Source organism: Isoptericola sp. Y541, from assembly GCF_059445465.1.
In genome coordinates this window covers 807,512-826,295 of record NZ_JCAIUJ010000001.1, presented here as the reverse complement: position 1 = coordinate 826,295, position 18,784 = coordinate 807,512, and the positions used below count along the sequence as shown (strand labels likewise).

General features: G+C 70.7%; 15 protein-coding genes. 8 read left to right on the top strand and 7 right to left on the bottom strand.

All coding sequences use genetic code 11. The annotated features are described in order from the left end of the window. Positions 1 to 51: 51 nt before the first annotated feature. The 3 genes from AC1C2V_RS03720 (at position 52) to AC1C2V_RS03710 (ending at position 4,232) form a co-directional block, all read left to right on the top strand. The gene (locus tag AC1C2V_RS03720; protein WP_495388211.1) at positions 52 to 1,908 is read left to right on the top strand and encodes a DUF4012 domain-containing protein; all 1,857 of its coding nucleotides are present in this window, start codon (positions 52 to 54) and stop codon (positions 1,906 to 1,908) included. Between the two features lie 168 nt (positions 1,909 to 2,076). Continuing rightward, entirely contained in the window at positions 2,077 to 2,640 is a 564-nt protein-coding gene (locus AC1C2V_RS03715) for an LPXTG cell wall anchor domain-containing protein (protein ID WP_495388210.1), read from the top strand. 35 nt (positions 2,641 to 2,675) lie between these two features. Next, the gene (locus AC1C2V_RS03710; RefSeq protein ID WP_495388209.1) at positions 2,676 to 4,232 is read left to right on the top strand and encodes a sugar transferase; all 1,557 of its coding nucleotides are present in this window, start codon (positions 2,676 to 2,678) and stop codon (positions 4,230 to 4,232) included. 21 nt (positions 4,233 to 4,253) lie between these two features. Here AC1C2V_RS03710 and AC1C2V_RS03705 read toward each other — a convergent pair whose 3' ends face one another. From AC1C2V_RS03705 to AC1C2V_RS03690, 4 genes are read right to left on the bottom strand one after another with little or no spacing between them, the layout of a single operon-like run. Next, on the bottom strand, positions 4,254 to 5,738 hold the full coding sequence (locus AC1C2V_RS03705; RefSeq protein WP_495388208.1) for a lipopolysaccharide biosynthesis protein: 1,485 nt from the start codon (positions 5,736 to 5,738) through the stop codon (positions 4,254 to 4,256). Further along, a complete protein-coding gene (locus AC1C2V_RS03700; protein WP_495388207.1) occupies positions 5,735 to 7,006 on the bottom strand; it encodes a hypothetical protein in 1,272 nt (423 codons plus the stop codon). Before AC1C2V_RS03700 ends, AC1C2V_RS03705 begins: the two co-directional genes overlap by 4 nt. Continuing rightward, entirely contained in the window at positions 7,003 to 7,830 is an 828-nt protein-coding gene (locus AC1C2V_RS03695) for a glycosyltransferase family 2 protein (protein WP_495388206.1), read from the bottom strand. Before AC1C2V_RS03695 ends, AC1C2V_RS03700 begins: the two co-directional genes overlap by 4 nt. Further along, on the bottom strand, positions 7,827 to 8,702 hold the full coding sequence (locus AC1C2V_RS03690; protein WP_495388205.1) for a glycosyltransferase family 2 protein: 876 nt from the start codon (positions 8,700 to 8,702) through the stop codon (positions 7,827 to 7,829). Before AC1C2V_RS03690 ends, AC1C2V_RS03695 begins: the two co-directional genes overlap by 4 nt. Positions 8,703 to 8,923: 221 nt before the next feature. On the opposite strand from AC1C2V_RS03690, the gene AC1C2V_RS03685 reads away from it, so the two are divergent. Then, positions 8,924 to 10,348 carry a tyrosine-protein kinase domain-containing protein gene (locus AC1C2V_RS03685; RefSeq protein WP_495388204.1) on the top strand — a complete coding sequence of 475 codons (1,425 nt, stop codon included), beginning with the start codon at positions 8,924 to 8,926 and terminating at the stop codon, positions 10,346 to 10,348. A 52-nt stretch (positions 10,349 to 10,400) separates the two neighbouring features. On the opposite strand, the gene AC1C2V_RS03680 is transcribed toward AC1C2V_RS03685, so the two are convergent. Further along, complete coding sequence (locus AC1C2V_RS03680) at positions 10,401 to 11,108, bottom strand: O-methyltransferase (protein WP_495388203.1); 708 nt, start codon at positions 11,106 to 11,108, stop codon at positions 10,401 to 10,403. Beyond that, a complete protein-coding gene (locus AC1C2V_RS03675) occupies positions 11,105 to 11,857 on the bottom strand; it encodes a methyltransferase domain-containing protein (RefSeq protein WP_495388202.1) in 753 nt (250 codons plus the stop codon). Before AC1C2V_RS03675 ends, AC1C2V_RS03680 begins: the two co-directional genes overlap by 4 nt. Before the next feature lie 321 nt (positions 11,858 to 12,178). Between AC1C2V_RS03675 and AC1C2V_RS03670 the strand changes: the two genes are divergently transcribed. From AC1C2V_RS03670 to AC1C2V_RS03655, 4 genes are all read left to right on the top strand, one after another. Next, the gene (locus AC1C2V_RS03670) at positions 12,179 to 12,712 is read left to right on the top strand and encodes a CAP domain-containing protein (RefSeq protein ID WP_495388201.1); all 534 of its coding nucleotides are present in this window, start codon (positions 12,179 to 12,181) and stop codon (positions 12,710 to 12,712) included. 130 nt (positions 12,713 to 12,842) lie between these two features. Next, positions 12,843 to 14,306, top strand: a complete 1,464-nt coding sequence (locus AC1C2V_RS03665; protein ID WP_495388200.1) for an NCS2 family permease — start codon at positions 12,843 to 12,845, stop codon at positions 14,304 to 14,306. A gap of 128 nt (positions 14,307 to 14,434) precedes the next feature. After that, a complete protein-coding gene (locus AC1C2V_RS03660; protein WP_495388199.1) occupies positions 14,435 to 15,748 on the top strand; it encodes a UDP-glucose dehydrogenase family protein in 1,314 nt (437 codons plus the stop codon). A 780-nt stretch (positions 15,749 to 16,528) separates the two neighbouring features. Further along, positions 16,529 to 17,887 carry an MFS transporter gene (locus AC1C2V_RS03655; RefSeq protein ID WP_495388198.1) on the top strand — a complete coding sequence of 453 codons (1,359 nt, stop codon included), beginning with the start codon at positions 16,529 to 16,531 and terminating at the stop codon, positions 17,885 to 17,887. 17 nt (positions 17,888 to 17,904) lie between these two features. Here the strand turns inward: AC1C2V_RS03655 and AC1C2V_RS03650 are convergent, their stop codons facing one another. Beyond that, positions 17,905 to 18,711 carry an MHYT domain-containing protein gene (locus tag AC1C2V_RS03650; protein WP_495388197.1) on the bottom strand — a complete coding sequence of 269 codons (807 nt, stop codon included), beginning with the start codon at positions 18,709 to 18,711 and terminating at the stop codon, positions 17,905 to 17,907. Positions 18,712 to 18,784: the final 73 nt, after the last annotated feature.

Sequence of the window (18,784 nt, the reverse complement as noted above, 5' to 3'; positions counted from 1 at the left end):
TAGCGTGACAGCCGCACCGTCACCCGACGCCATCACACGACGGGAGAGCCCGTGACGCATCCCGGATGGGGCGAGAAGTGGGCGAACACCCCGATCCCGAAGGTCGGGACGACGACGGCTCGACCGCCGGACACGCCGCGCCCGCAGCGGCCGCGGCTCTCCGCGACGAGCCGCGCGGTCCGCCGCCGCCGGTGGCGCATCGCGATCTGGGTGCTCGTGATCCTCGTGCTGGTCCTCGCCCTGCTGCTCGCACGGGTCGTGACCGACGCCATGCGCGCGCGTGATTCGCTCGAGCGGGCCGCGGCCCAGATCTCCGCGCTGACCCCTGCGGCGACCGCGGGTCGCTCCGACGAGGTGGACACGACCCTCACGGCGCTCCAGGAGAACACCTCCGACGCGGTCCGGGCGACGACGGGTGTGCACTGGACGCTGACCGAACGGCTCCCGTTCGTCGGGAGCACCGCGGACGCGGTGGCCACGCTCGCCGAGGTGAGCGACACCCTCGCCCACGGCCCGCTCGAGGACCTCGTCAGCGTGGCCCAGGTGGTCAACCCTGCCACGGTGGCGCCACAGGACGGCAGGGTGGCGCTGGGGCCGCTCCAGGAGGTCGAGCCGGCCGTGGTCGACGCCGACCGCGACATCGAGATCGCCCAGCAGACGGTGGCGGGCATCGGGGAGACGCTCGTGCCCCAGGTGGACGACGCCGTCGCCGCGGTCGGGGACCAGCTCACCGAGGTGCGCGCCACCACCGCCACGGCCTCCCGGGCGGTCCAGCTGCTCCCCGCCATGCTGGGCGGGCAGGACGCGCGGCGGTACCTGGTGCTGGTGCAGACCAACGCCGAGCCCCGCGCGCTGGGCGGGATCCCGGGTTCCCTGATCCAGCTGCGGGCCGAGGACGGCGAGGTGACGATCGAGGACCAGCGCGCGGCGTCATCGCTGGGGGTGTTCGACGAGCCGGTCCTGCCGCTCGACGAGCCCGAGACCGCGCTGTTCGGCGACAAGCTCGCGCGCTACGGCCAGAACGTCACGATGACGCCGGACTTCCCTCGCGCGGCGGAGCTCGCGCGGGAGATGTGGCGGGAGCGCACCGGCGTCACCGTCGACGGCGTGCTCTCGCTCGACCCCGTGGCGCTCGCCGACATCCTCGCCGTCGACGGGCCCTTGGAGGTGCCCGACGGCCGGGAGCTCGAGGGGGAGGAGCTCTCGCAGTTCCTGCTGCACGGCGTCTACCTGAAGTACTCGGAACCGAGCAAGCAGGACGACGTCTTTGCGGAGGTGGCTCAGTCGGCGTTCCAGCGCGTGATGAGCGGGTCCTCGGACACGTCCCGGCTGGTCGAGGCGCTCGCCCAGAGCACGCGGGAGGGCCGGGTGATGCTCTGGTCCGCGGACGAGGACGAGCAGTCGGTGCTGGACGGCACCGTGCTCGACGGCGCGCTGCGGGGGGTGCAGGGCGACGACACCCCCGTGGTGGGCGTGTACACCCAGCTGACCAGCGCCGCGAAGATGGGCTGGTACCTGGACTCGGACGTCGACGTCGAGGTGGTCGACGACCGCCCGGACGGCTCGCACGAGCTGGAGGTGACCGTGTCGTACACGAATACTGCGACACCGGACGAGGTGCGAGGTCTACCCCCATATGTCACAGGTATGGACGAGGAAAAGCCAGGTGAACTCCGGATGAACTCGCTGGCCTATGCGCCGGCGGGGGGTCGAATTGTGTCAGCACACGACACGGAGGGGAATGTCGGTCTTTTCCCGCAGATGCATCATCGCCTCATTGTCGGAGCCCGAACTCTCGAGCTGGAACCCGGGGCGACAAGCACCCTGACCTATGTGATGATCACTGGGAAGCACCAATCCGGCGACGTAGCCATTCGATCGACGCCGGGCGCTCACGCTCAGCGTTGAGGCCACGACCTCGGAAGCGAGAGAGCTGAGGTGCGCCCTTGGGGGCGCCAGACAGGTGCCGGTCGGCACTTTCCTCATGAATCCGCGAGACCAGGGACAAAGAGTATGCTTCGACGTCTTGTATCCCTTGCCACCGCATTGGCCGCCATGGTCGCAATTCCGGCAACCATGGCCAGTGCTGACACCGACGACACCTACACACCGGACGAGTACACGCTGACGGTCAGCGTCACCACGGCCACCGTGGGAGTGCCGTTCACGGCCACCGTGACCGGCCCCGTCGACAACAGCTCGTTCACCCTCGAGATCCCGGGCGTCGACGACTCCGGGATCGAGGTCGCAGGTGCGCAGACCGCCGCCACGACCGACGGGGTCTCCAACTTCTCCGTGACGCTGCCCGAGGAGGGCACGTACCCGCTGACCGCGACCAACGACGACGGGCAGGTCGTCGGCACCGCGAGCGTGACCGCCGTGGCCGCGGGCGACGGCACCGGCACCGGCACCGGCACCGGCACCGGCACCGGCACCGGCGATGGCGACGGCACGAGTGCCGGGGTCGTCGACAGCCAGTCCACGACCTCCGGCGGCGGGGGCCTCCCCGTGACCGGCGCGACCAGCATGCCGTACCTGCTGACCGCGGGTGCGCTGCTGCTGCTCGGCGGCGCGGCCCTGGTGGTCGCACGAGTACGCGGGCGCAGCCACCGTGCCGTGCCGGGGGACGGGACGCCGTGACGCGCGGCGCCCGGTGAACCGGAGCAACGACCTCCATGACCGTCGAGAAGGACGCCCCGTCCGTCGCTGAGGGTTTTGGCGCTCCAGGTCGACACCCGGACGAGATCGGCGCGAATGCCCAGGCGCGGGCGGCGCCCGCGTCCCTGGTGGCCCCCACCCGACCGGTGGGGGCCACCAGGTCGGGGGAGGCCTGGCAGGCCTCGCTCACCGGGCGGGTGCTCGTCGTGGACCTCGTGGCGATCGTGCTCGCGGTGGTGGGCGCGTACGTCCTGCGCTTCGACCTCGAGGTCGACGTCGGCCTGCTGGAGCCGAGAGGCGGGCAGTACCTGCTGATCTCGGTGGTGCTGGTCGAGGCGTGGGTTCTCGCGCTCGGGTTCGGCGGGGCGCGGAGCCATCGCGTCCTCGGCTCCGGGCGCGAGGAGACCGTGCGGGTGCTGCGCTCGTCGCTCGCCCTCTTCGGCCTCGCCGCCGTGGTGTGCTACCTGCTGAAGTTCGACCTCGCGCGTTCCTACGTGGCGGTCGCGCTGCCCCTCGGGCTGGTGCTGATCCTCGCCGGACGCCGCTGGGTCGCGCGGCGGCTGCGCGCCGACCGGGAACGGGGCGAGTGTCGCCGGCGTACCCTGCTCGTCGGGGCGTTCGACACCGTCCAGGACCTCGGTATCCGCATGCGCCGGGCGCACGCGGCCGGGTTCGACGTGATCGGCGTGTGCCTGCCCGGCGGTACCGCTGCGCCGTCCCCGCTCCCCGAGGTGCCCGTGCTCGGTGACGTCAGCGAGGCCGCCGACGTCGCGCGGCGGGCGTGCGTCGACGCCGTCGCCGTCACGGCGTCGGACACGGCCACGACCCAGAGCATCAAGCAGATCGCCTGGGACCTGGAGCCCACGGGAGCCGACCTCCTGGTCATGCCCGGACTGGCCGACGTCGCGAGCCCGCGCCTCCTCATGACGCCCATCGACGGCGTGCCCGTCGTCCAGGTCACCCCGCCCGGCTACACCGGAGCCCAGCACGCGCTGAAGCGCGCGTTCGACGTGGTCGCCGCGGGCCTCGGCCTCGCGGTCATCGCCGTCCCCCTGCTGTTGACGGCTGCTCTCGTGTGCCTCACCAGTCGAGGGCCGGCGCTCTTCCGCCAGGAGCGGATCGGGTTGAACGGCGAACCGTTCACGCTCTACAAGCTGCGCACGATGAAGGCCGGCGCCGAGGATCAGCTCTCCCACGCCCTCGGCGGAGAAGCGGGGGTGTTCTACAAGCCCAAGGCTGACCCCCGCATCACGTCGCTGGGGCGGTTCCTGCGCCGCTACTCGATCGACGAGTTCCCGCAGCTCTTCAACGTGCTGCGCGGCGACATGAGCCTCGTCGGGCCTCGCCCGCAGGTGGCGCTCGAGGTGGCGCAGTACGACGACGCGCTGCGGCGCCGCCTGCTCGTCAAGCCCGGCCTCACCGGGCTGTGGCAGGTGAGCGGGCGCAACGACCTCCCGCTCGACCAGAGCGTCCGGCTCGATCTGTACTACGTGGAGAACTGGACGCTCCTGGGGGACATCGCGATCCTGTTCCGGACCGCCCGAACCGTGGTCGGAGGCAGCGGAGCCTACTGACGACGAGTGCTCGGGTCCCGGTCAGTAGCCGGCGGGGGGCCGCAGGAGCCGTGCGCTGCGAAGGACTGCCGCGAGGTCGTGACGGAGCCCGGGCCAGACCGACGTCACGACACCGAGGGCCACGAGGGCGATGCCGAGACCGACGCCGACCTCGGCCCACGGTCCGGGGAGGTCGAGCCACGACGCGGCGACTCCTCCCGCCGCCGCGGCGACCCCGTGAGCGACGACGGCCCGGAGGGCGGCGCCGAACAGCCGGCCGGCGGGCGCGTCGTTCGTGCGACGGATCCAGACGAGGCCCACGAGCCAGATGACGACAGCGGACACTGCCACTCCGCCCGCCACCCCCGCCATCCCCAGGAACGACCCTGCCACGATGGCGACGAGGAGCAGCGGCCGGGTCACGAGGGTGAAGACGAACAGCGCCCGCGTGCGCCCGGTCGCCAGCAGGACCCAGGTCGTCGGTTGGCTCGCGGTCTCGAAGATCGCGGCGACCAGCAGCAGGGACAGGACGGGTGCGGCCGACGCCCAGGTCGGACCGAGCACGATGTCGACGAGGGGTGCGGCCAGTGCGGCGGCGAACGCGCAGACGGGGGTGAGCGCGTGGAGCAGGATCGTCTGACCCCGCAGGACGAACGGCCAGAACTCGTCCTTGTCGTTCTGCAGCCGCGCCAGGACCGTCAGGGCGACGCGCTGCGCGGGGTAGGTGAGCTGCCGCATGGGGAGCGCCATCAGCTGGAACGCCCGGTTGTAGAGCCCTGCGGACACCGCGCCGAACCGGAATCCCACGACGATCGTGTCGGCGGCCCGACACGTCTGCTCGACGAGCTGGCTCGCGAGTAGGTGGAGGCCGTATCCCACGAGGGGGCGGATGCTCACGCGTCGGTGGGGGAGGCCGGGGAGCCATCCCGCGACGGCGGCCGAGCCGACGCAGATGACCAGGGCGATCGCGAGGTTCTGGCCGACCAGGGCCCAGTAGGCGCCACCGAGCAGTGCGACGACGACCGCGGTCCCGAGGCCGGCGATCTGGCCGACGACCTCGATCGTCGCCGCGGCCGTGAACCGCATGTCCCGCACGAGGCTCGCGCCGTACTGCGTGGTGATGCCGCCCAGGACGAACGTCAGGGCGAGCCACCGGGTGATCTCCACCAGCGCGGGTTCGCCGTAGAAGGCGGCGACCAGCGGTGCGAGGAGGAACAGCGTCGCGCCCGTCACGCAGCCGAGCGCCGTGTTGAGCCAGAAGAGGTTGTCGCGCTGCTTGTCGGACAGCGTCGTGGCCTGGATCGCGGCGTTCGCCATGCCGCTCTCCCGCACGACGTCGCCGATACGCACCACGGCGGCGACCATCGCCACGAGCCCGAAGTCCTCGGGCAGGAGAAGCCGGGCCAGGACAACCAGGGAGACCGCCTGCACCCCCGCGCGCGCGAGCTGTCCCGCGAGCGTCGAGGCGCTGCCTCGCGCGGCGATCCTGCCGAGGCGACGTGCGCCGTCGGTCGGGTCGCCCGTCATGCGGTCGAGGTGGCTCGTGGCGTTGCGGGCGGGCTGCGGTAGGCGAGGGCGAGGGGGACGGCGAGGCTTACGACGAAGTAGAGCTCGTTGTGGCTCGAGTACAGCGACGTGGCGACGACCAGGGCGATCACGAACATGGCCATCACCCACTCCCTCCTGCGCAAGAGTGCGACGGTGGTGCGCGCCAGGACGACGAGGTACAGGACGGCCACCCACAGGGGGAACTCCAGGACGATCGAGCCCAGCGTCGAGTGGAGCGGCGCGGAGCCCTCCAGGATCAGCTGGTAGGTCGCGGGGTCCTTGGCAGCGATGCCCGTGAGGTCGATCTCGCTCGCGGCCACCGCGTTGGAGAAGCCCCCGGGCGTCACGCCGAGTACCACGTTCCACAGGCTGTCCATCTTGAGCTCTGCACCGAGGGAGAGCAGCTCGAGGTGGGCCGTCGTCGAGGCCGAGGTCGCCTCGCCCGGTGCCAGCACTCTCTCGAAGACGGTGAAGCGGTCGGCCGCGCGAGCGGCGAGGAGCGCAGGGATGGTGACGGCAGCGAGCAGGATGAGATGCGCGCCGAACACCTGCCACACCTCGGCGGCACGGGCACGGACCCGGCGGTACTCGGTCCAGAAGGCGAGCACGAGGAACGGTGCGAAGAAGAAGGGCATCCTCGAGTAGGTGATGAGCGCGAGGGCGAAGAACCCGAGGGCGACGAGCAGCCGGAGCGGAGTGCGGAGGAAGCGCAGCGAGGCGAACGCGAGGAAGCACGCCGCCATCGCCGCGTGCGAGTTGTCGTCGAACCCGAGGCTTGGGATCTCGGCGCCCGAGACGAGGTCCCAGCCGAGCATGGACACGAGCACCACCGCGGTCACCGGGATCGCGCGACGCACGCCCTCCGATACGGCGTCCGTGGCTCCGTGGTCGCGGCACGCCCGGTAGACGGCGACGAGGTAGATCGTCGCGATCAGGAAGTAGATCGAGTGGGTGAACAGGATGCGAGTGCCGTACTGCAACGACACGGACAGCGACGCGACCGCCACGGAAGCGACGCCGACCAGGATCAGCACCGTGTCGCGCGTCCGGACCAGCCGGGGATAGGCCGCGAGCAGAAGGACGATCCCGATGACCTGCGCGACGTTGGAGACGGCGAGACGGTCGGCGATCTTCGTCGCGAAGAGCATCCCGACCACCACGACGACCGTCGAGGCCGTGACGAGTCGTGCCGCGCGATCGATCTCGCGGGGGCTGGTGGTCCGCGTCGGTGCCGCGAGGGCCGTCATGCGAGTTCTCCCGCGCGTCGCGGACGCCCGCGGTCGACCGTGGTGCGGGCGGACTGCAGGGCGGGGCGGACCACGCCGCGCACCGTCGTCCGCGCGAGCGCGACGGGGTCGCGCGCGAACAGCCGCCAGTGGCGCCTCATGATGCGACGGATGCTCGCGTCCCGGACCCGCGGATCGCCACGGGTGATGCTGTCCTCGGACAGGAACTTGTCAGCCACGACGACCGGAACGTGCACGAGCCGGGCGTTGGTCTTCTCGATGAGCGACAGCCACAGGTCCCAGTCCTGGAACCGGCGGAGGCCCCCGTCGAACCGCACGTCCTGCAGCAGCGCCGCGTCGAGGATCGCCGACTGGGTGGAGAACCGGTTCGTCAGGCGGAGGGAGCGACGGGGGTCGGCGATCCGGCGAGGCGGCTCGAGGCTCGGGCTCGGGTTCGACCCGGACCACGCCCGGCATGTCCCGAACACGACGACGCCAGGTCCGGCCCACGGCTTCAGACGCTCGACGAGGGTGGGCACCCACAGGTCGTCGCTGTCCTGGAACGCGACGAGCTCGCCCTCGGCCTCGGAGATGCCCCGGTTTCGTGCCGCGGTCGCGCCGAGGTGGGGCTGGTGCACCAGACGCACGCGGGGGTCTCGTTCGGCCGCCCCGGCCACGACCTCGGCGGAGGCGTCCGTCGATCCGTCGTCGACGACGATCACCTCGTGGACCGGGACCGTCTGCTCGAGCACGCTGGCGATGGCCGCCGGGAGGGACTCTGCGCGGTCGTAGGTCGGCAGGACGACGCTGATCCGGCCGGTCGTGGCCTGCGTCGCCGCGCTCATGCGCCCTGCGCCGTCGCTCGGGAGCCGGCGACACCCCACCTGGCGAGCGCGCGCGTGAGGGCGCTCGCTGCGCTGGACAGCGCGAAGCGCAGCCAGATCCCCGCCACGACGCACGCGTCGACCAGCGGGTTCCCCCTCTGGTGCTTGAGGTAGAAGAGCGCCATGCTGCGATGGAAGTGGAAGTTGAGGCGGAGCGGTCGCGCGCTGCCGGACGAGCCTCCCTTGACGTGCGTCGCGGACACCCGGCCGTCGTAGACGATGCGCCAGCCCGCAGAACGCATCCGCACGCACCAGTCCAGGTCCTCGGCGTACATCCAGAACCGTCCGTCGAGAGGGCCGACCTCGCGGATCGCCTCGGCCCGGACCAGCATGAAGGCACCGTTCACGGCTTCCACGTCGGCGACGTCGAACTCGCCGACGTCCGGCGCCGTATAGGCGGTCCCCGTGCGTCCGACGAGCCTGAGGGCGAAGTAGCGGGCGGCGGTCCACGGGCTCGGGATCCGCCTCTTCGCGGCGTGGTCCAGACTGCCGTCGGCAGTGACGAGCCGACATCCCATCATGCCGATGTCCGGGTTCTCGTCCATGTCGTCGAGGAGATGGTCGAGGAGCCCGGGTTCGATCTCGGTATCCGGGTTGAGCAGGAGCACGTGTTGTGCGGTGATGTCGGCGAGCACCGCGTTGTTCGCCGCCGCGAAGCCGTCGTTCGACAGGCGGCGGTGCAGCGTGACCTCCGGAAACCTGGTCGCGACCACGTCGGCGGTCTCGTCCGGGGAATTGTTGTCGACGACATGCACGGTCGTCTTCTCCGGGACCGAGCGAAGGACTGAGGAAAGGCATCGCGCGACGAGGTCGGGCCGGCCATAGGTCACCACGATGATCTGGAGACGATCGATGGGGAATGACCTCCTCCGACGCACCGACGAGCAGTTCGGGCCGAGCGGGACGATGTCACACTATCCACGCCTCACGGCGAGCGCAGTGTGAGCGCGCGGCCCGCAACCTTGGCGGTTAGGCTCGCTGATGGTTCTACTTCGACAATCCGACCGGCTCGGAACATGGCGGATGGTTCGCACGGGGTGACGACGGGAGTGCCATGGGGCTGGCCGAGTATCTGAGCGTCCTCCGAAAGCACTGGATGGTGGTCGCACTCTCGGCGATCGCAGGCGTCGTCCTTGCTGTCGTGCTGTCGGCGGCGACCACCCCGCAGTATCAGGCCGAGTCCCAGGTCTTCGTCTCGACGCGCTCCGGAGACACTCTGAACGATCTCGTCGCCGGGAACTCCTTCACGGCGAACCAGGTCTCGTCGTACACGGCCCTGGTGTCGAGCCCACGGGTCCTCCAGCCGGTGATCGATCAGCTCGGCCTGGCCGACTCGGTCGACTCCCTCGCCGAGAGAGTCACGGCGGAGTCCCCCGAGGAGACCGTTCTCATCACCATCGCCGTGTCGGATCCGGACCCGCAGCTCGCGGCGGAGACGGCGGACACGATCGCTTCGAGCCTCGCGACCGTCGTCTCCGACCTGGAGAGTCCCTCCGGGGACGAGGGCTCTCCGGTCCAGATCAGCACGGTCCGCGAAGCGCAGGTCCCCGAGAGCCCGGTCACCCCGCGCACGGCGTTGAACGTGGTGCTGGGCCTCGTCCTCGGCCTGCTCGTCGGTGTGGGGATCGCGGTGCTCAGGTCGACGCTCGACACGCGCGTCCGGTCGGAGGACGACATCCCTGCTCTCACCGACGCGGCGCTGCTCGGGACGATCGCCTTTGACGACGAGGCGGTGGGCCAGCCGCTCATCGTGCAGGGGAGCCCCCACAGCCGGCGCGCCGAGTCGTTCCGCAGGCTCCGGACGAATCTTCAGTTCGTCGAGGTCGACGACAACCGACGGCACGTGCTGGTCACGTCCTCCCTCCCGGGGGAGGGAAAGTCCACGACGGCGATCAACCTCGCGATTACGCTTGCCGACGCGGGAACCCGGGTCGTGCTGGTGGACGGTGACCTCCGGCGTCCGAGCGTCTCGAAGTACCTGGGTCTCGAGGGGTCGGTCGGGCTCACGACGGTGCTGATCGGCCGGGTGCCCCTCGAAGCCGCCGTGCAGCCCTGGGGCGACACCAACCTGTTCGTCCTACCCAGCGGTGAGGTGCCGCCCAACCCGAGCGAGCTCCTGGGGTCGGCGCAGATGGAACGGCTGGTCGCCAAGCTCGACGAGATGTACGACGTCGTCGTGATCGACAGCGCCCCGCTCCTGCCCGTGACCGACAGCGCCGTCCTCGCGAGGCTCACGGGCGGCACGATCCTCGTGATCAGAGCGGGCGAGATTCACAACGCGCAGGTCCAGCAGGCCATCCGGGTGCTGTCCACGGTCGGCGTCAGCCTCCACGGGGTCGTGCTGAACGGCGTGGCGCAGTCCGACGCGTCGGAGTACCGCTATCAGTACTACGAGCCGGGTAGCGCTGCGGCGCCGGACGACAGGCGACCGGGGTCACGGGTCCTGCACGGCGTGCACTCCTACGAGCCGACCTCGTAGGGCCGACCTCGTAGGGCCGACCTCGGAGGGCCGACCCGTCGGGTCGCGACCGTCAACGACGGGTCGACGAGTCCCGGGGAAGCCAGACCGTCGTGTAGGCGGCCTGCGACTTGCATGGCGCGATGCCCCGGATCGTGACGTGCCGGTGCGCCCGGGCGAGGTCGAAGACGGGGGCGTACCGCGCCCTCTCGGTGTCGTCCAGGATGAGCATGCCGCCGGGGCGGACCTTGGGCAGAGCCCGCTCGAAGCACCGGACCCGCTCCCGTCCGTCGACGACGACGACGTCGAAGTACTCGTCCGGGTAGGCGTCGATCGCCGGCACGTAGTCGGCATACTCGTCCGCGGCGCTCCTGATGAGCAGGGTGACGTTCGGCAGACCGGCGGTTCGCTCGCTCAGCAGGTCCGCCCACTCCGGGTCGTGCTCCGCCGTCACCACCTCGCCGGCCCGCTGCGCCATCCACAGGGTCGAGCCGCCGCCCCCGTACTCGAAGACTCGTGACGCAGGAGTGAGCACCTCGTCGAGCCGGTCGATGATCTGGAAGGGGAGCCAGGGGAGCTCGAGGTCCAGGGTGCTGCGCTCGACCGTGGGGACCCAGCGTCGGAGGTAGCTGAGCTGATGCGGGTCCCTGACGAGCTGGGTCCCGAGGCGGGCAGCGCCGCGGATCGCGATCCACAGGCGTCCCGGGTCCTGGACGAGCATCCTGGCGACGCGCGACGACGCCGACGTCGACTCCCGCAGCATGGCTCCGGTCGTCATCATGCGGTCCCGACGAAGACGCGCTCGCCGCGGACCAGACCGTACCGGCGGCAGTCGGCCGGCTCCCCGACGAACTCTGAGAGCGCGAAGCCAGCGGTCTCGATCCGGTCGCGCAGGTCTCGACCGAAGTACCGGACATGGTCCGCCTGACCGAACTCGATCCGGCGCTCACGGGGGTCGGTCACGCCCGGGATCTCGTGGGAGTGGTCCCAGCCCTCCACGATGGGGACCATCACGATCAGCCGGCCACCGGGCGCCAGGACGCGATGCATCTCCTTGAGCGCCAGGCGGTCGTCGACGTGCTCCAGGACGTGCGAGCACACGATCACGTCGAACGAGTCGTCGTCGAGATCGATCGCCTCGATGTCTATCCGGATGTCTGCGATGTTCTCGTCGATATCCGCGGAGACGATGTTGCCGGGCGAGATCTCCTCGAGAAGTCGCGCGACCTGTACCTCGGGCGCGAAGTGGAGAATACGGTCACCCGGCCTGATCAGGTCCTGGCGCTGCACGGCGAGCGCGAGGAGGCGGTGGCGCTCGAACGACCTGCAGACCCGGCACTTGGCGTCGAGCCGAGGCGGGTCGCCGGAGGGCGAGAACCTCCCCCGGTATCCGCAGAACGGACATTCGCGAGGAGTGATCCCTTGGAGCATGCGGACCGTCGATCGCGCGAGGAACCGCGCGTCTGCGGCGGCACTCCGTAGCCGACCCGATATGCCCAGCCCTCGCGGGGTCGTCAGTGGCAGCCGCACGGGACTCTGCGCCACTCGTTCCGGTTCCATCGCACCAGCCTCCGCGTACATCGCCTGTGATTGGTTCGCCTGAATTCGTCAGTCAACCGGGGAGGGAATCGGTTCGCGCCGATGATCGGGCGTTCCGCCTGCAGCGAGCGTAACTCCCGAAACGCGATAGCGCCCGGGCCGGAGTTCGACCACGTACGCGGCCGTGACCACAGCTCATATGGTGTCGGCGCGAGAACTGCCGGCAACGGGCAGCCCCCTTCGCAGCACCGGAGTAATGTCGGCGGACGTCGACCGTCACCACGGCTTCGGACAGGGACGGGAGGTGAGCTCGTGCGCATCTCACCGTCCCGCGGGGCCAGTGCGGCGCTCGCACCGGCCCTGTCTGTCGTGGTCGGGATGCTCGCGGGCTGCGGGCCCGGCGGTGATGCCCCGGACGGGACGGGATCGTCCGCTGCCCCGCGGCCGTCCACGTCCGTCGCGGTTCCCCGGGACGAGTACGCCGCCCTCCTGGAAGACGGTGTGAACGACGCACGCACGGGCGACGGCCTCGACCCGCTGGCCCACGACGACTGCGCGGCGCGCGCGGCGGCGGGACGCGCGGAGCAGCTGGTCGGGGAGGACGAGCTCACCCACCGTCCGCTGGACGACGTGCTGGAGGCGTGCGGCGTCGCCCTGGCCGCGGAGAACCTGTCGCGGGCGAGCGAGCCGCCGGAGGAGGTGGTGGCGGCGTGGCTCGCGTCGGCGGGGCACGCGGCGAACATCCGGAACCCGGAGTTCGTGCGCGGCGCGGTCGCGTGCGAGCAGGACGGCGAGGAGGCCGAAGGGCCCCGGATGGTGTGCGTCCAGATCTTCCTCGCCGAGTGACGTGCGTCCCGGGTAATGATCAGGGGGCAGCGTCGCGACCTGCGAGGATGTGCGTCGCGCGTGTGAATACGTCGTCACGGTGCGGCGACGCCGCCGGGTTGCCTTCACACGATCTGCCATGATTCTGCCCATGCCGAACCAGACCACCGCTCCGCCCTCCAGCGAGCTGAGCGCGATCGACCGATTCTTCAAGATCACCGAGCGAGGCTCGACCATCGGGTCGGAGATCCGCGGCGGCCTGGTGACCTTCTTCGCGATGAGCTACATCATCGTCCTCAACCCGCTGATCATCGGCACGGTGCAGGACGGCACGGGCCAGGTGCTCGGCGGCGGCGCCGAGGCGACGCCCGAGACGCTGGGCATGGTCGCGGCCGCGACCGCGCTGGTGGCCGGGGTCGTCACGATCATCATGGGCGTCGGGGCGAACTATCCCCTCGGTCTGGCGGCGGGGCTGGGCCTCAACGCCGTCGTCGCGTACTCGATCGCGGGCCTGCCGAACGTCACGTGGGCCGACGCGATGGGGCTCGTCGTCATCGAGGGCGTCATCATCCTGATCCTCGTGCTCACCGGGTTCCGGGAGGCCGTGTTCAAGGCCGTCCCGGTGGAGCTCAAGACGGCGATCAGCGTGGGCATCGGCATGTTCATCGCGCTCGTCGGCCTGGTCAACGCCGGGTTCGTCGAGGCCGGCGAGGGCACCGTCCTGCAGCTCGGCAACCTCGGCACGTGGCCGATCCTCGTGTTCGTCGTGGGCCTCGTGCTCACGATCGTGCTGTTCGTGCGCAAGGTGCGCGGCGCCATGCTGGTCGCGATCATCACGGCGACGGCGCTCGCGGTGGTGCTGGAGAACACGCTGCACATCGGCACCAAGGCCGAGGGCAACCCGAACGGGTTCAACCTCAACGCACCCACGTTCAGCGGCGTGGTCACGACGCCCGACCTCGGCCTGCTCGGTCAGTTCTCGCTGCTGGGGTCGTTCCAGAACATCGCCGCGGTCTCCGTGGTCCTGATCGTGTTCTCGCTGCTCATCGCCGATTTCTTCGACACGATGGGCACCATGGTCGCCGTGGGCGCCGAGGGCAAGCTGCTCGACAAGGAGGGCAACCCGCCCCGCACCCGCGCCATCCTCGTCGCGGACTCCGTGGCCGCCATCGCCGGCGGCATGGGCAGCACGTCGTCCAACACCGCGTACGTGGAGTCGACGACGGGCGTGGGCGCCGGCGCACGCACCGGCCTCGCTGCCGTCGTGACCGGCGTGGCGTTCCTGCTCGCGACCTTCCTGTCGCCCGTCGTGGCGCTCGTGCCCTACGAGGCGGCGGCGCCCGCCCTCGTCTTCGTGGGCTACCTGATGATGGCCCAGGTGGCCGGCATCTCGTGGCGCAACGTGGAGATCGCCATCCCGGCGTTCCTCACGATCATCCTCATGCCGTTCACGTACTCCATCGCGGACGGCATCGGCGCCGGGTTCATCGCCTTCGTGATCATCAAGCTTGCGCTCGGCAAGGTGCGGCAGATCCACGCGCTGATGTGGATCGCCGCCGCCATGTTCCTCGTGTACTTCACGCTCGACCCCATCCGGCAGGTGCTGGGTCTCTGACCCGACGACCGCGACGACCGGCCGGATGAACCTCACGCAGGGGCGTCCGGCCGGCCGTGTCTCCCGGGCCGGAGCGCACGGGAGGCGCTAGCGTCGAGCATCGGCGCTCGACGAAGGGCAGTGGACTCGTGAAGATCTCAGTGGTCGGCCTGGGTTACCTCGGTGCGGTGCATGCCGCGAGCATGGCGCGGCTGGGCCACGACGTCGTGGGGGTCGACGTCGACGCGGACCGGGTGGCGGCGCTCGCGGCGGGCAAGGCGCCGTTCTTCGAGCCGGGCCTGGACGAGCTGCTGTCCGAGGTCGCGGCCACCGGGCGGCTCACGGCGACCACCGACATGGCCGCCGTGGCGGGGGCCGAGGTGCACTTCGTCTGCGTGGGCACGCCGCAGCGCGCGGACAGCAACGCGGCCGACCTCTCGTACGTCGACGCCGCGTTCGCGGCGCTCGGGGCGCACGTCGGGCCGGGCGAGGTCGTGGCGGGCAAGTCCACGGTCCCGGTGGGGACGGCCGTGCGCCTCGCCGCAGGTCTGGCCGACGCGCAGCCGGACGCCGTGCTCGCCTGGAACCCGGAGTTCCTCCGCGAGGGCTTCGCGGTACAGGACACGCTGCACCCCGACCGCCTTGTCTACGGGGTGCCGGACGGCGAAGCGGGGGAGCGGGCCGCGGCCGCGCTGGACGCGGTGTACGCCGACCTCCTGGGCGAGGAGGTCCCGCGCATCGTCACGGACTACCCGACGGCGGAGCTGGTCAAGGTCGCGGCGAACTCGTTCCTGGCCACCAAGATCTCCTTCATCAACGCGATGGCGGAGCTGTGCGAGGTCGCCGGCGGCGACGTCACGCAGCTGGCGGACGCGATCGGCCACGACGCCCGCATCGGACGCCGGTTCCTCAACGCCGGCCTCGGCTTCGGGGGCGGATGCCTGCCCAAGGACATCCGCGCCTTCATGGCCCGCGCCGACGAGCTCGGCGCGGGCGACGCCGTCGCGTTCCTCGGCGAGGTCGACACGATCAACACGCGCCGTCGTGCCCGGATGGTCGACCTGGCCGTCGAGGTGCTCGGCGGCATGGTCGAGGGCGCCGAGGTCACGGTGCTCGGCGCCGCGTTCAAGCCGGACAGCGACGACGTGCGCGACTCCCCGGCCCTGGACGTCGCCGTCCACCTGGCGGAGCTGGGCGCCGTCGTCACCGTGCACGACCCGCAGGCGATCGACAACGCGCGCGCCAAGCAGCCGGGGCTGCGCTACGACCAGGACCTCGAGGGCGCGCTCGCCGGCGCGGACGCCGTTCTTGTGCTCACGGAGTGGCGCCAGTACCGCGAGCTGGACCCCGAGCGGGTCGGGATGCTCGTGGCGCAGCGCACCGTGCTCGACGGGCGCAACGCCCTGAGCCGCGGGGAGTGGCAGGCGGCGGGCTGGCAGTACCGCGCCCTCGGTCGAAGGTGACGCGTGTGCTCCGCCGGCGCTGACAAGTTATCGAGGAGGATCGGCGAAGCGGTAGTAAAACCCCGCACCTCGCCGATTCTCGCGCGAGGGTTCGAGGGCGCCCTCGTCCTCGAGCGAGCGGAGCACGCCGCCGACGTTGCTCGGGGCCGCGCCGACGAGAGATCCGAGCTCGGTGGACCTGATACGCCGTCGACCATGCCGATGAGCGGCTCCATATCGACCCTCGCGTCATTCAGCTCGTGGATCACCGACTCGCTCTCGGGCGGCGAGACTCGGAGAAACGGCGCCAGGCTCTCGACGTCGAACCAGCCCTGTTGCGTCAGCAAATGAAGTGCCATGAGCCAGCGGAGGTCGAAGCGGGCGCGGCGGTCGTCGATGCGTTCCAGCCACGCCACGTCGTCGGCACACCCACGATGAGTGCGCCTCCTCCTGGAGTGTTCGACATGCAAGCACACTCGCCAGCGAGTGCTTGAGCCGCACGTTCGTTGGTGGTGGCTGCTGTCACCGCGGCTGTGACGGGGTCCGGGCCGAAAGTGAAGCTCATGTGGATCCTCGACCTGGATCATAATTTCTTCTGGAGAGAATCATGGCCATGGCCCGCGCCACGCGGCCGCCATCATTTCTGCACCCGCCTGACCGGGTCCCTGGTGGCGTGGGGAGCGTCACCCTCAGGCGAGGAATAGAGCGATTCGATAGTCCGTTGCTCCGGGAGACACCCATCCCCAGGAGGAGGAGACCCGTGGCACCCGCGAGCGACGAACACATTCGGAGCCTCGCCCGATGAGCGCCACCTTCTCCTCCCTCAGGTACACCAACTACCGCATCTGGTTCGGGGCTGCCCTGGTCGCCAACGTCGGCACCTGGATGCAGCGCGTCGCGCAGGACTGGATCGTCCTCACCGACCTGTCCGACAACTCCGGGGTCGCGGTCGGCATCACCACCGCCCTGCAGTTCGTGCCCTTCCTGCTGCTGTCCCCGTGGGCCGGTGTGCTGGCCGACCGCCTGCCGCGCCGCCGGCTCCTCATGGCCACGCAGGGCGGCATGGGCGTGCTCGCGCTCGGACTCGGCGCGCTCGTGCTCTCCGGGAAGGCGGAGCTCTGGCACGTCTACGTGTTCGCGCTGCTGCTCGGCGTCGTCTCCGCCCTCGACAGCCCCGCCCGCCAGACCTTCGTCGCCGACATGGTGCCGGCCGACAAGCTGTCCAACGCCGTCGGGCTGAACAGCGCGTCGTTCAACGCTGCCCGCCTCATCGGCCCGGGCGTCGCCGGGCTGCTGATCGCTGCTGTCGGAACCGGATGGGTCTTCCTCATCAACGGCGTCACGTTCGCTGCGACGATCATCGCCCTCGGCTACATGCGCGTGCGCGAGCTGCGACCCCAGCCGGCCGCTCCACGGGCCAAGGGGCAGATCCTCGAGGGCGTGCGGTACGTGCGGCGGCGCAGCGACATCGTCGTGATCATGGTCGTGATGTTCGTGGTCTCTACGTTCGGTCTGAACTTCCAGCTCACGTCCGCGCTCATGGCGCGCGTCGAGTTCGGCCGGGGTGCGAGCGAGTACGGCATCCTCGGCTCGGTGCTGGCGATCGGGTCGCTGGCGGGGGCGCTTCTCGCGGCCCGACGGGACCGGCCGCGGGTGCGGCTGGTCATCGGGGCCGCCTTCGCGTTCGCCGTCACCACCGGCGTGCTGGGCCTCATGCCCACCTACTCGTCGTTCGTCGTGGCCTGCATCCCCGTAGGCCTGGCGTCGCTCACGATGATGACGGCGGCGAACAGCGCGCTCCAGATCTCCACCGACCCCGTGATGCGCGGGCGCGTCATGGCCCTCTACGTGATGATCTTCCAGGGCGCGACGCCGATCGGCGCACCGGTCGTCGGCTGGATCGGCGAGGCCTGGGGGCCGCGCTGGTCAATCCTCGTCGGCTCGATCGCCACGTTCCTCGTGGCGTCGGGGGCGACGGTCTGGGCCGTGCGCCGCTGGCACCTGCGGGTGCGCTACCGCGTGCTGAGCCGGCCGCACCTCGACGTCGTCTACCTCGACCGTGAGGTGCACAGGAGCGCGACGAGCGAGGGCGTCACCACCCGGGACGGCGTGCGGCGAGAGCTGACCCGCGCCGACGCCGAGCGGGTGGCCTCGGCCTGACCGTCGGTGTCGCGCCGTCAGTGCCGCGGACCGGCCGTCTCGTGCCGGGACGCGTGGCGGGTGACCGGCTCGCCGCGGGCGCCGCGCGACCGGCGGCGCTGCCTGGCCTCGAACTCCTGCTGGTCGCGCATCTCGGACTCCGTGGGCCACATGACCACCACGAAGATCAGGGCCACGGTCAGTGCCACGATGCCGAAGATCAGCGGGCCGAGCAGGTCGATCGCGCTGGTGCCCCCCGGGGCCTCCCCGCCTTTGCCGGTGACGGTGAGCGCGGCCATGCCGGTGTAGTGCATGCCGCTGACCGCGAGGCCCATGATGAGGGCGGCCCCCGCCGTCGCGCGGGCGCCGCGCACGTGCGTGCACAACCACAGCGCCACGGTCGCGGCCACGATCGCGATGAGCACCGACGCCGCCACGATCGGCAGCGAGAACTGCAGGTGCCCGGTCATCTCCATGGCGGCCATGCCCATGTAGTGCATCGCCGCGACGCCCAGCCCGGCCACGATGCCGCCCGGGATCAGCCACAGCGGCCGGTTGCCGCCGAACCCGACGAGGAACAGCCCGATCGCGACCACTGCTATCGCGACGAGGGCACTGACGACGGTGCGTGGCACGTCGTACTGGATCGGCATCCCTGTGACGGTGAAGCCGAGCATCGCGACGAAGTGCATGACCCAGACGCCCGTGCCGCCGATCGCGAGCGCGCCCACGAGCAGCCAGACGGATCGGGACTTCGCGTCCTTCGCCACGCGAGCGCGGGACGTCGCGGACAAGCCGGTGGCCGCTCCCACGGTCGACGCGACGTACGCCAGCACAGGGGTCATGACCCCATAGGTGAAATGGTGCATCTCAGGCAGTACGATCCTTGGCCTCCTCGTCCGTTTTGTGACGAGGCGG